The sequence below is a fragment of the Geobacter psychrophilus genome (genome assembly GCF_056821595.1).
The window spans coordinates 2,790,335-2,803,094 of sequence record NZ_JBXDTU010000004.1; the positions used below are offsets into that span (position 1 = coordinate 2,790,335).

Consider the following 12,760-nt stretch of genomic DNA (forward strand, 5'->3'; position numbering starts at 1 on the left):
CCACAATAAAACTAAAACTGGCAGGTACGGTTCTTCATGGATTCCAGCTCCTGAATCACCTCGGCGCTCTGCAAGCGGCGCTGTTCCATGTTGTCGAACATTTCCTTGACCATTTCGCTGACCGATTCCACGGTGAGGCTGATTTTTCGGCCGTCCTCAACCTGGCGGCCGGTGGACTTCACCATTTCGTGGGCCATATCCTTGATGGTCTCGATGGAACGGGCGATACTCCTGGTGGCCTTGGCCTGATCGGTTGATGCGGTAAATATTTGAGAGGTCATGGTACTGATGTCTTCCATGGACTTTGAGACGGTCTGGACGCTGAGAACCTGTTCCTGTGTGGCCAGTTTGATCTGCTGGGTCATGTCCATGGAACAGAGCGAACGATCGAAGATTGCCTTGAGGGTTTCGCCGGTGGAGTGTCCCAGTTCAACCCCCCGGTGAACAAGATTCTTTGTAACGGTGATGTTGCTGGCAGCCGTCTTTGACTCGCTCATGATCTCTTCGATAATGCCGGTAATCTCTCCGGTTGAATGTCCTGTCTGGAGCGACAGGTTTCGGATTTCATCGGCTACCACACCAAAGCTTTTACCATATTCGCCGGCCTGGGCGGCGATGATCGAGGCATTGAGCGCCAGCAGGTTGGTGCGTTTGGTAATGTCATTGATGACGCTGATGATATTCTCGATACGGCTGCTGTTTTCCGAGAGGCGTTTGATGGCGTCGTAGGAAAGTCCCACCGAGGTCTGGATTTCAGCAAGAGAGTTGATGGTTTCGGTCACTACGGCGAGACTCTCGTCGGCCTGGGCTTTAACCTGGCTGGAGACCTCGTGGGAGATGGCTGCATTCTGTTCGACGCTGCCGATGGTGCTGTTGATCTCTTCCATGGCCGCGGCTGACTGGTGGACTATGCCGGCCAGATGATCCAAGTTGCGGGTGACCTGCTCAATGGCGACCGAGATCTCGTTAACGGCGGTGCTGGTCTCATCCACTGATACCATGACGCCTTCCGAGGCCGAGGCAATGATGGCGGTGCCGTCTGCCACGGAATCGACATTCTCTTTGAGATTCATGACATTGCGGGAATATTCTTCGCGGCTTCCCAGCAGAAAGGCAAAGGAGCTTTCCATCTCGCTTGTCAGGGTATCGATGGAGGTCAGCAGGTTGATGCGGGTGATGGCTGATGAAACCTGATCGGCGAACAGCATGATCGTATCGACATCGGAATCATTGAGGGCGCGCTTGCTGGATTTATTGTCGATGCCGAACGCGCCGATGGTATGCCCCTTGACCACAATCGGGCAGAGTACAAAGCTTTTTGAGCGGAGCGGTTCCAGATTGTTATAGGGAGCTTTCAGATGAAAATCTTCCGGATATTTGGAGATGTCGTCGATCAGATAGACTTTCTTTTCGGCAAAACATTTGTAGATCACACCGATCCTTGCATCAAGAGGCAAGGAGATCTGTGAAGTATCGAACGCGTCTGTCCCGGTTGTGACGACGAAACGGAGCTTGTTACCATCCTCGGTCATCAGGATGTTGACCCGCTCATAGCCCAGGACTTCATGCAGTCCTTCAGCACACAGTTGCAGAATTTCACCCAGATTGAGGGACATCTGGATCTTGCTGCTGATGTGATGGAAGTTTTTGATGTTACTGTCCAGCACCTTGTAGCGGTTTTCAAAAATCTCCTTCTGGACCTCAACTTCGCGGTGCAGGATATCAAGTTCCACGGCCCGCTCATGTAGTTCGTCACCGTTTTTTCCGATCAGGTATCCCAAGGTGGAAAGCACAAATGCCGTCCCGATTCCCATGTAGGTGTACAGGAAAAACTGCTTGTTGTTCACAACGATATCGCTGAAAATCTGCCCGAAAAACGATTGGTTATCGTCGTAGAAAAACACTAGTCTGATAAAGGTCCAGCCGATAGGTGCGCCGATGCCGAGCATGAAACCGGAAAAGGAGTATACCGTCGATTTTTTTGTCATGGTGTTGTCCTTATGTGACAGACCTGCAAGCTCTCTACTCTGCGGCAAGTTTTTCGTCAATGGAGAGGTGGATCTCCTCAATGACTTTTTCAGCGTCGTCGATATTGTAGGTGACGATATTTTTCAGGTGTGTATATGAGTCCAGATCCATCTTCTTGAAGGTGAATCCCATTCCGTTTTCATCGATCCTGCTGACCGTGCCGTTGAAATTGACATCGATCTCGGGAGAGGTGCCGGTGAGGATGATGGTGATATCGACCGGGTCGCCTTGCTGCAATCGTTCACTGGTCAGCATGAACATGCCGCTCATGCTGAGGTCTTTAACCTCGCCATGAAACTGGCGCTCAGCTGTCTTGATCGTTGCATCTACCTTGAAATTGACGCGGGAAAATTTTCTGGTGCTCATATCAAGGGCCTCCTGAATATAAAAGGGCAGGTGATACCTGCCCCTGCACTGTTGCTATGCTTTTCCTGCTGAGCCCAAAACCGTTTCATTCTTGTGCTTGATCAGTTTGACCAGCTCTTTGCGGGCCTCGCCCAGGTACTTGCGTGGATCGAATTCCTTGGGATCCTTGGCAAAGTACTCGCGCACCTTGGCGGTTACCGCCAGGCGCCCATCGGAGTCGATGTTGATCTTGCAGACGGCGCTGGCCGCAGCCTGGCGCAGCTGTTCCTCGGGGATTCCCACAGCACCTTCCATCTTGCCGCCGTATTTGTTGATCAGCTCCACATATTCCTGTACGACCGACGAGGCGCCATGCAGGACGATCGGGAAACCGGGGATGCGCTTTTCGCATTCTTCCAGGATATCGAAACGCAGGGGAGGGACCGGCTGTCCGGCCTTGAACTTGTAAGCTCCGTGGCTGGTTCCGATGGAGATGGCCAGGGAGTCGACGCCGGTTTTCTTGACGAAGTCTTCAACCTCCTCCGGCTTGGTGTAGGTTGAATGCTCGGCGGAGACCTCATCCTCAATCCCGGCCAATACTCCCAGTTCTCCCTCTACCGTGACGTCGAACTGGTGGGCGTATTCTACAACCTTGCGGGTCAGGGCAACGTTCTCTTCGTAGGGCAGGTGCGAGCCGTCGATCATGACCGACGAGAAACCACTGTCGATACAGGATTTGCAAAGCTCGAAAGAGTCACCATGATCCAGGTGCAGGCAGATCGGTATGTTGGAGCCGTTTTCGCGGGCCATCTGCACCGCACCCATGGCCATGAAGCGCAGCATGGTTTCATTGGCGTAGCTGCGGGCGCCCTTGGAAACCTGGATGATGACCGGGGAATTTGTCTCGGCGCAGGCAGTGATAATAGCCTGGAGCTGTTCGAGGTTGTTGAAGTTGTAGGCGGGTATGGCGTACTTGCCTGCCATTGCCTGAGCGAACATCTTTTTTGTGTTGGCCAGTCCCAGTTCAGCGTAATGTACCCTCTGCTTTTCCATCGTGCCCTCCATCGGTATGGTAGTGGAACGCCAGCGGCGTCGAATCTCCCGGCCAATCATCTTCAACTGTATACAGCCGCATATAAATATCATGTAAATGGTGTTGAATCAAGCTACTAAACAAAGCTTGTTCATGGAGGCTGAATTGCCTCAGGTACGACAGAAGAGGCCTGTTCGCGCAGCAATACGATAGCCCGCGCGCCGCTCAGGATGAAGGTCAGGGCGATCAAGATAAAATGGTTGCGCATACTCGGCCGGGTATGCTATTTTTTTAAAGTTTATAACTACTTTTATATACAAGAAAAAGGAGATTTACGTGAAAGCCATTTCCATTGCAAAAATCATTATTGCTTCCCTGAGTGCAGCGGCGCTTTTCGGTTGTCAGGGCGGTTCGCCGTCAAATGGTTCGAAATCGGATACAAAAAAAGAGGGTAAAGTTCTGGCCGAGGTTAATGGCGGCAGCATCACTACCGCAGACTTCAACCGCGAACTGAAAAATCTGCCGGAATACCTGAAAGCAATGGCCGATACACCCGAGGGGCGCAAGGAGATGCTGGATACGATGGTTATCCGTGAACTGATCCTGCAGCAGGCCTCCAAGGATGGATTGGACAAAGGCGCTGATATCGAGGAAAAACTGCAGGATTTGAAAAAGCGTCTGATCGTTGAGTCCTTCCTGAAAAAGAAGGTTGAGACGGAGTCCCAGGTGTCTGATGCCGATCTGCAGAAGTTCTACGAACAGAACAAGGATAAATTCAAGACCGGTGATCAGATCAAGGCCAGTCACATCCTGGTGAAAACCGAAAAAGAAGCCAAGGATGTCCTGGCTCAGATCAAGGCGGGCGGGAATTTCGAGGAACTTGCCAAGAAGCACTCGGCGGATTCGTCAGCAGCCAAAGGCGGCGATCTGGGCTGGTTCGGCAAAGGTTCCATGGTGCCGGTTTTTGAAAAGGCCGCCCTGGCTCTCAAAGAAGGACAGATCTCTGATGTTGTCAAATCAGATTTCGGTTTCCATATCATCAAGCTGACCGGTAAGCGTGCTGCCGGTGTACGTCCCCTGGAAGAAGTCAAGGAGCAGATCAAGGGTGCCATCATGCCCCAGAAACAGCAGGAAATTTTCCAGAAGATCAAAGAGGAGCTGAAGAAGAGCGCCAAGATCACGGTCAAGGAAGACGTCCTGAAGGAAATGGGCGGTAAAAAGGAAGAAGGCAAAGCCGAGGAGAAAAAAGCGGCAGAGCCAGCCAAGCCGGCCGCAGCAGAGAAAAAGTAGTTCAGTGATCTGCCTTAAGCCAGCTGTTTCATATTGTAACTAACCGGAAGGGTGGGGTCTGCCCACCCTTCCGTGTTTACTTCATCCTGCCAGATACCAACAAGGAATGAGCATGATAAAAAATCAAACCATCTTTGCCCTGCTGCTCACCGGTTTTTGTCTGTTCATGGCTTGCGGTTGTGCAACTAAAGGCGTGGCTGTAACCAAAGAGCCGGCAGCAGCAGCCAACAAGACCGGTCAGCCCGTTGCAGCGCCAGCCGTATTGAGCATATCCTCCAAAATTGTTAATACCATTGCTGCAATCGTCAATGACGAGATTATTACGCTGAATGATGTCAGTCGTGAAGCCCAACCCGTCATACGTGAAGCCGAAAAAAAATCGGCCCTGAATAACGACAGCCGCAGCCAGATACGGCGTGCAGCCTTGGAACACCTGGTCGAAAAGAAGCTGATTGATCAGAAGATCAAGGAATTGAACATCAAGGTGACTGATGAAGAGATTCGGCAAGCCATCGATGATGTCAAGAAGCAGAACAATATGGCATCGCAGGAGGTGCTGGTGACGGCCCTGGCCAGCCAGGGACTTACCTTTGAACTGTATCGCAGCCAACTGAAGGAACAGATTGAGAAACTCAAGCTGGTAAGCATGGAGGTTCGTGCCAAGATTCAGGTCGGTGAATCGGAGATGCGGGAATATTATGAGGCCAATCGTGCCAAGTATTCCGAGGAAGAAACGTTCCGGGCCCGTCATATCTTCTTCCGCACCAATGAAAAAGCGCCTGCCGACGACATCAAGCGTACCATGAATACGGCCTTGATGGTGCTGGCTGAAGCCAAAAGCGGCAAGGATTTTGCCGAGCTGGCCACTTCATATTCCGAAGATCCTGCGGCTCGCAAGGATGGTGGCGCACTGGGTACCTTCAAGAAGGGCGACATGATGCCCGAACTGGAAGCGGCCATAGTGGCCATGAAACCGGGTGAGGTCAGCGAACTGGTGTATACAACAGCAGGATTTCATATCGTCAAGCTGGAAGAACGTACCAGCGGCAAGTTGAAGCCTTTCGAGAGCGTCAAGGTCGATATTGAAGATGCGCTCTACCGAAAAAAATCCGAGGAGCGCTTTAGTCAGTGGGCCAAGGAACTGCGGAGTAAAGCCAGCATCGAGATGAAGGATCTGAGCGGGATTCTCTGATCATATTTAATACAATATCCTTACAACAAATTAAGCCGCTCTCCTGATTGGAGCGCGGCTTTATTGCGTTTGGAAAACAGTACCGTCAGCTGACTGTGACGTTTGTGAAAACCGGTTACGGGCGGCGGCGAAGATACCCGAGGAACTCCTCGCAGCTCAGCTGCTTTTTGCTGACAAGGTGGGAGATCTCCCGGCTCAAGGCCGTTTTTTCGCCCGCCTTCATTTCATCCTTGAGCAGTACAAATACCGGAGTATTGCTGCTGTAGGGATTGAGGCGGAGTTTTTCGAGCAGTTCGAAGGCCGACATGTCCGGAAGCATCAGGCAGACAAAGGCCATATAAACCGGGTGGATGGAGGATAGCGCCCTGGCCTCTTTCGCGGTGTAGGCCTTGACAACCTCGAATCCGACCGTTTCGATGGTCTTCGACAGTTTTTCTTCCCCCAGGCGTGATACGACCATGGCCTGGAGATCCCAGGTTTCTGCATCTTCCGTCAGGCCATAGACCGCCAGACGTTCCAGCAGATAGCTTTCATCGATCGGCAGTGTAAAGAATCCTGCCACGGGAAAAACACCGCCGACTTTACCGGCTTCGCTTAAATATACCGGCAGGATCGGGATGTTTCGGGTTTCCGGGTTGCTTTTGACCGTAAGCAGCAGTCCCCAGCCGTCATCGGAGAAGGGTGAGATATCCAGAATTACGCCTAAAGGCCGACCAGCGGCCAGATTTTCAACCCTTTCCAGACGGCAGCGATACCCTCCTGATGTCAGGTACGAACAGAGTTGCTCTTCCCGACCAGAGCCGGGTTTAATGCCAAGGATCCACAACTCCCTTCCGGAAGCAATATTTTCCGGCATGTCCACCTCCTGTTAGTATATAGCAGCCTGCAATAGAAGGTGCTTACGAGATATTCATGCTTTCTGATAGCAGAATTTCCTCCAAAAGGCCACCCAAATCAGCGGGAACGCTTCCTCAGGCGTAGCGTTCCAGAATCCGCTCGATAATGTTGGTCGTTGACTTGCCGTCTACGAACGTAACCAGTTCAACTCTTCCCCCGTAGGACTCGACTACGTCTTTCCCAACCACACTGTCCGCGGAATAATCACCCCCCTTGGCAAGGATATGGGGTTTAAGAGCCGTAATCAGCTCCAGCGGCGTGTCTTCATCGAACAGCACGACATAATTGATGCAGTCCAGGGCCGCCAGTATGTGGGCCCGCTCATCCTCATTGATCAGGGGCCGGTTTTCGCCTTTGAGACGTCGCACCGAGGCATCGCTGTTGAGTCCCAGTATGAGCAGGTCGCCCAGACCCCGGGCCTTCTGCAGGTACTTGACGTGGCCGGCATGCAGCAGGTCAAAACAGCCGTTGGTAAAGACGATCTTTTTACCCCGCGCTTTTTCGGCCGTGATGATGGCGGTCAGCACATCAAGATTCTTGATCTTGGAGTCGCTGTCGCTATGGGACAGTGCCACGGCATTGATGATTTCTTCCGGCGAGACGGTTGAGGTACCCAGTTTGCCTACAGCGATGCCGGCGGCGATGTTGGCCAGGCGGGCCGCTTCGGCCATGCCCAGCCCTGCGGCCACGCCAACGGCCAGTGAGGCCAGCACGGTATCGCCGGCACCGGACACGTCAAAGACCTCCCGTGCGACGGTGGGAATATGCACGGCCTCCTCGCTACGGGAGAACAGGGACATGCCCTCTTCACTGCGGGTGATCAGCAGGTGTTCCAATCCGGCCTTGGTCATGATCAATCCGGCCGCCTGTTCCAGGGAACCGCTGTCCGTGATGGCCATGCCGGAAGCCGCTTCAGCCTCCTTGCGATTGGGGGTCAGCAGGGTGGCCCCGCGGTAGCGGCCGAAGTCGGTGCCTTTGGGATCCACCAGTACGGGAATCCCCTTGAGGGCGGCTGCCTTGATGGTTGCTTCGATGACACGCGGGGTCAGCACCCCCTTGAGGTAGTCCGAGAGCAGGATGACGCTGAATTGACCGGCCTGGGCAGAGATCCAGCTGCAGACCTGTGTCTCCTGCTCTTCCGAAAGCGGGTCGCGCGACTCACGGTCGATCCGCACGATCTGCTGATGTGAGGCCACGACCCGTGTCTTGCGGCTGGTGCGGCGTTCCGGGTCGCGAAATATGGCGTCAATTGCCACCTCACGGCGGGTGAAATCATCCAGCAGGGCCCGGCCATTTTCGTCCTCGCCGATCACCGAGCAGACTGCTACCTGCGCTCCCAGGGCCACCAGGTTGTTGACCACATTGCCGGCGCCACCCAGGCGCAGCTCCTCACGGACAATGTCCACCACCTGCACCGGTGCCTCGGGCGAGATGCGCTCGGCCTTGCCCCACAGGTATTCGTCCAGCATCAGATCGCCGATCACCAGGCAGCGGATGCTGTCGATACGGCTGAAAAGGGATTCGATCGTTTTTCTATCCATGTGCATGTCCGATCCTGTCCAGTATCCCCGCTGACAGCAGCGGAATCATGATCTCGTGGTGGCCGGTGATCGTCAGGCCGCGGCTATCGCCGGCCGTGGGGCGTTTGACGACGTTCTGCAGCGGGCGATAGTGCTGGGTCATGTCGAAATTGGCGGTGGTGAAGCCATCCACGTGATAGCCCATATTCTGGGCGATGGATAGGGCCTTGAGGAAGACTTCCGGCATGATCACGGCACTGCCGATGTTGATAAATACGCCGCCATTGCCCAGCGTGGAAACCACCGAGGTAAACAGGCGGAAATCGGTATAGGTGGCCTGGCCCAGTACGGCGCCGTCGCAGGCCGGGTGCTGGTGGATGATGTCGGTGCCCACGGCCACATGCACGGTGGCGGGGATGCCGTTATCGTAGCAGGTTGCCAGCAGGCTGGAGGCGCGATAAGGATTTTCGTTATTCACAATGAAACGACCCAGCGCCTCACCGTACCCGATCCCATCGGCTACACCGGCCTTGAGGGCACCGTTGATGTCGCGTCCGGTCTCCTCGGCCATGCCGAAGGTGCCGCAGTGCAGTACCTTGCCCACGTCCTCGCTGGTTTCGCCTATCAGGGAAATTTCGTAGTCATGGATGGTGGCCGAGCCGTTCATGGCCACGGCGGTAATGATGTCGGCCTGGATCAGCCTTTTCAGTACCGGCTGCAGTCCGCACTTGATGACATGCCCGCCGATGGCGATTACCACTGGTTTTCCGTTCTGTCGCGCCTTGACAACGGCGTTGATGACGGCGTTGAGGTTCTCCCCGCCCAGTTGATTGGGCATGGCCGCCAGCAGCTCTGAAACGCTCATGCCGGCGGAAATGTCGCCGGCAAAATCACGCTGCAGCGAAACCTTGTTGCTGCGCTCGGCAATGGGGTAGGTGGTGACGCGGGAAAGATCGATCGGTTCTAATTTCATGGGAGTTCCTTCCCGAACAGCGACTTTTCCACCAGGTCGCAGACGATGTGGATGATCGTGATGTGTCCCTCCTGGATGCGGGGGGTGTCGTCAGAAGGTACAACCAGTGCCAGGTCGCAGGCACCCTTGATGCTGCCGCCATCCTTGCCCAACAGGCCGATGGTGCGGCAGCCGCGAGCCTTGGCAATGTCGAGCGCCTTGAGCACATTGGGTGAATTTCCGCTGGTGGAGATGCCGACCACGGCATCACCGGGAGCTGCCAGGGCTTCCACCTGGCGGCTGAACACCGCCTCAAAACCATAGTCATTGCCGATTGCGGTCAGGATGGAGGTGTCGGTGGAGAGGGCGACAGCCGGCAGCGCCCTGCGCTCCATCTTGAAGCGTCCGACGATTTCGGCCACGAAATGCTGCGAATCGGCTGCTGATCCGCCATTGCCCATAACCAGCAGCTTGTTGCCACGATTAAGGGTGTCTGAAATCAGGATACCCATCTCGGCGATCAGGGGAACCATGTCGCGTTCGAGCAGGTCGATCACCGTCCGGTGGTCCTGCAGTTGTGCCTGTATTTCCTGTATCATACAACCTCCAGTGGGTGTTCCATGATGCTGATGCTGTGGGATGCGGCAATCTCCTTGAAAGGGATCGCCCCTTCCATGCCGGGGAAATGCACGCCCTCTGCCCCCTGCACGGCAATCAGGTCGGGATCGGCACTCTGCATGGCGGCAATCTGGCGAGCGAGGCTGCGGGCTGCGCCAAACAGCGGCAAAGGATAGATCGTAATGCTCGTGTGCAGTCCGTGCCAGCCCCGTTTGCGAAATTCCTTGAACTGCCTGCGATGCAGCAGCAGGGTAAAGCGATGTCCGAGCCGTGCCGCGGCAACAATGCTCTCGACCGTCTCGTACAGATCGCCGGCCTGTGTCCCCTGGCCGAAATAGATACAGTAATGCCGGGCGACGCCCCAGCGCGACAGATACTGTTCACGGCTTGTGCGGGACTGTTCCTGTCGCCTCTCCAATGATCCGAAAACGGTTTCCCGGCCGCAGATCAATTCGGGGTGCGCCGTTACACAGGTGCGATAGCCTTTGGTCTCCACCCTTCTGATGTAATCTCTCAGACACCATTCACCACCATCCAGACTCTCGTCAAATCTGCCCAACTGCCTGTGCATCTCGCCTCTCAGCAGGAGCGTCGCAAACGAAAGCGAGAAGGTTTCCATCAGTGTGCAGCCGCTTACCGGACGGGGTGTTGATAGTGCGGGAGCGCCGCTGCCCCGGAAAACCGGCGAAACGATGCCGACTTGCGGCATCAGGGCAGTGTCCAGCAAGGTCTTCAGCCAGCCGCTGCAAACCATTACATGAGGTCGCACCACGATGGCGAAGTCGCGATCTGAACTGGCCAGCCCCATGTTTATGGCCGGAACAAGTCCTATGTTGCGTTCGGAGGTGATAAAGAGGGCGTTTTCAGCGAGTGATTCGGAAAACTCTTCCAGCATCAGTTCGGTTTCACGGCTGCTGCCGCTGTCGACGATAATCAATCGGGCTTCGGGTGAATGGGTGAGGATGGCAACCAGGCAGGCGCGGGTTTCAAAGGGGTTGTTCCAGACAGGGACAATTATGTCGACGGAGGGTAAGGGCATAATTCGTTATGAGAATAAAGACATAAAGCGAATCTTTACCACGGAGACACGGAGGCACAGAGAAAGGCCATACAAACCGGAATGCCGTAAATTGGGAGATACGAGGCAATGCGTACGATCATTGCAGCAGGTTTTGTTTGGCATTACCAGTCCGTCGAGGTTTGATTTTCTCCGTGTCTCCGTGCCTCCGTGGTGAAAAGTGAATTTACGATGATATGGAAACGCGCCGCAGAAGGTCAAGCTCGTCCAGCACCTTGCCGGAGCCGAGCACAACACAGTCCAGCGGGTTTTCTGCGATCAGGACCGGCACCTTGGTTACCTCGCGCAGCAGCATGTCCAGGTTGCGTAGCAGGGCGCCGCCGCCGGCCAGGAAGATGCCCTTGTCGACGATGTCGGCCGCCAGTTCGGGCGGGGTCTTTTCCAGGCAGATACGGACTGTATCGACAATCGAGTTGACCGCTTCCTTGAGCGCATCACGGATTTCGTCCGAGTTGACCTCGATGGTTTTGGGAATGCCGGATACCAGGTCGCGCCCTTTGACCAGTTTTGTCAGTACCTCAGGGCCGGGATAGGCCTCGCCGATATCGATCTTGATCGATTCGGCCATGCGCTCACCGATCTGCAGGTTGTATTTCTTGCGGATGAATTGGACGATGGCCTCGTCCATTTTGTCGCCCCCCATGCGGGTGGACTGGGCGTAGACGATGCCGGCCAGGGAGATGACCGCCACCTCGGTGGTGCCGCCGCCGATGTCAACCACCATGTTGCCGGATGCCTCTGTGATCGGCAGGCCGGCGCCGATGGCAGCCGCCATCGGTTCCTCGATCAGGTAGACCTCGCGGGCGCCGGCCGATTCGGCCGATTCCTTGACAGCACGCTTTTCCACCTGGGTGATGCCGGAGGGGACACAGATGACGACGCGCGGGCGTACCAGGGTCTTGCGGTTATGGACCTTGTGGATGAAGTAGCGCAGCATCTCTTCCGTGATATCGAAGTCGGCGATGACGCCGTCCTTCATGGGGCGGATAGCGGTAATGGAGCCGGGTGTGCGCCCCAGCATCAGCTTGGCCTCCATACCGACCTTGAGTACCTTCTGCTGGCCGTTGGGCATTTTCTGAACAGCGACAACCGATGGCTCGCGCACTACGATGCCCTTGCCCTTCAGATACACCAGGGTGTTGGCGGTTCCCAGGTCGATAGCCAGATCATTGGAAAACATCCCGAACAGGTAATCAAATATCTTCAACATTATTTTAAGATCCTTTCAAGTGTGTGTTGCGTGCTGGTATGGTGGCAAAGGGCAAAAAGATTAGCAGAGTGATGGCATAAATGCAAGGATGAAAAGATGTTTTTCCGCCGGAGACCGTTCAACTCAGAAACGTACTATTCCGTTTCCAGTATCAGGTCGAAGGTGCCCCCCCGTTTCCCGGCTTTGGGATAATGCTGGGTGATCAGGCCGGCGTAGCCGCGCATATCAACGAGGATGTGGATGTGGCTCGGGCGGCGCGCATAGGGAGGGGGGAATGAGGTCGTCAGTTTGTAGCGTCCTTGGCTATCCGTTACAATCGCCGCCCGGTAGGCGTCACTGTACTGTCCGTCAGGACCGGCCTGCCAGAACTCTATACGGGCACCGGGAATCGGCCGGCAGGTTGCTGCCGAGCGGACTATGCCCTTGAGGATATAGCCGCTGCCGATCTTCGAGCGCTGTGGCGCATTGGGGCGGTAGAAGGGGCCGATCTCGTCCTGGAGGGTCGGGGTGCATTTCCAGGCGGCTTCCGCCGGAAAAGCCCGGCCGTCCAGGACCGCCATCAATACAACGACCAATATAACAGCTATCCGATTCATG

The 12,760-nt window shown here is 55.2% G+C and carries 12 protein-coding genes; 2 read left to right on the plus strand and 10 right to left on the minus strand.

The window, feature by feature from the left end; translation table 11 throughout:
* Positions 1-11 precede the first annotated feature (11 nt).
* Genes ACOCF6_RS15375 through ACOCF6_RS15385 form a run of 3 tightly spaced genes read right to left on the minus strand, consistent with a single transcriptional unit; the run spans position 12 to position 3,426 of the window.
* Positions 12-1,988: a methyl-accepting chemotaxis protein gene (locus ACOCF6_RS15375; protein ID WP_482461212.1), complete on the minus strand. Its 1,977-nt coding sequence runs from the start codon at positions 1,986-1,988 to the stop codon at positions 12-14.
* A 34-nt stretch (positions 1,989-2,022) separates the two neighbouring features.
* Positions 2,023-2,394: a PilZ domain-containing protein gene (locus ACOCF6_RS15380; protein WP_482461213.1), complete on the minus strand. Its 372-nt coding sequence runs from the start codon at positions 2,392-2,394 to the stop codon at positions 2,023-2,025.
* A gap of 54 nt (positions 2,395-2,448) precedes the next feature.
* On the minus strand, positions 2,449-3,426 hold the full coding sequence (locus ACOCF6_RS15385) for a class II fructose-bisphosphate aldolase (protein ID WP_482461214.1): 978 nt from the start codon (positions 3,424-3,426) through the stop codon (positions 2,449-2,451).
* Positions 3,427-3,742: 316 nt separating this feature from the next.
* Here ACOCF6_RS15385 and ACOCF6_RS15390 point away from each other — a divergent pair, with 316 nt between their 5' ends.
* The gene (locus ACOCF6_RS15390) at positions 3,743-4,696 is read left to right on the plus strand and encodes a peptidylprolyl isomerase (RefSeq protein WP_482461215.1); all 954 of its coding nucleotides are present in this window, start codon (positions 3,743-3,745) and stop codon (positions 4,694-4,696) included.
* A 112-nt stretch (positions 4,697-4,808) separates the two neighbouring features.
* Positions 4,809-5,888: a peptidylprolyl isomerase gene (locus tag ACOCF6_RS15395; protein ID WP_482461216.1), complete on the plus strand. Its 1,080-nt coding sequence runs from the start codon at positions 4,809-4,811 to the stop codon at positions 5,886-5,888.
* A 115-nt stretch (positions 5,889-6,003) separates the two neighbouring features.
* Here ACOCF6_RS15395 and ACOCF6_RS15400 read toward each other — a convergent pair whose 3' ends face one another.
* From ACOCF6_RS15400 to ACOCF6_RS15430, 7 genes are all read right to left on the minus strand, one after another.
* Positions 6,004-6,744 carry a response regulator gene (locus ACOCF6_RS15400; RefSeq protein WP_482461217.1) on the minus strand — a complete coding sequence of 247 codons (741 nt, stop codon included), beginning with the start codon at positions 6,742-6,744 and terminating at the stop codon, positions 6,004-6,006.
* Positions 6,745-6,859: 115 nt separating this feature from the next.
* Positions 6,860-8,326 (minus strand): bifunctional D-glycero-beta-D-manno-heptose-7-phosphate kinase/D-glycero-beta-D-manno-heptose 1-phosphate adenylyltransferase HldE, encoded by a 1,467-nt coding sequence (gene hldE / locus ACOCF6_RS15405; protein ID WP_482461218.1) that lies wholly within the window; start codon positions 8,324-8,326, stop codon positions 6,860-6,862.
* On the minus strand, positions 8,319-9,278 hold the full coding sequence (locus ACOCF6_RS15410; protein ID WP_482461219.1) for a GSU2086 family protein: 960 nt from the start codon (positions 9,276-9,278) through the stop codon (positions 8,319-8,321). Before ACOCF6_RS15410 ends, hldE begins: the two co-directional genes overlap by 8 nt.
* Positions 9,275-9,856, minus strand: a complete 582-nt coding sequence (gmhA, locus tag ACOCF6_RS15415; protein ID WP_482461220.1) for a D-sedoheptulose 7-phosphate isomerase — start codon at positions 9,854-9,856, stop codon at positions 9,275-9,277. The genes ACOCF6_RS15410 and gmhA overlap by 4 nt, the downstream gene beginning before the upstream one ends.
* The gene (locus ACOCF6_RS15420; RefSeq protein WP_482461221.1) at positions 9,853-10,914 is read right to left on the minus strand and encodes a glycosyltransferase family 2 protein; all 1,062 of its coding nucleotides are present in this window, start codon (positions 10,912-10,914) and stop codon (positions 9,853-9,855) included. Before ACOCF6_RS15420 ends, gmhA begins: the two co-directional genes overlap by 4 nt.
* A 205-nt stretch (positions 10,915-11,119) precedes the next feature.
* Complete coding sequence (locus ACOCF6_RS15425) at positions 11,120-12,163, minus strand: rod shape-determining protein (protein WP_482461222.1); 1,044 nt, start codon at positions 12,161-12,163, stop codon at positions 11,120-11,122.
* A gap of 134 nt (positions 12,164-12,297) precedes the next feature.
* Positions 12,298-12,759, minus strand: coding sequence for a dioxygenase family protein (locus tag ACOCF6_RS15430; RefSeq protein WP_482461223.1), 462 nt, complete (start codon positions 12,757-12,759; stop codon positions 12,298-12,300).
* Position 12,760 lies beyond the last annotated feature (1 nt).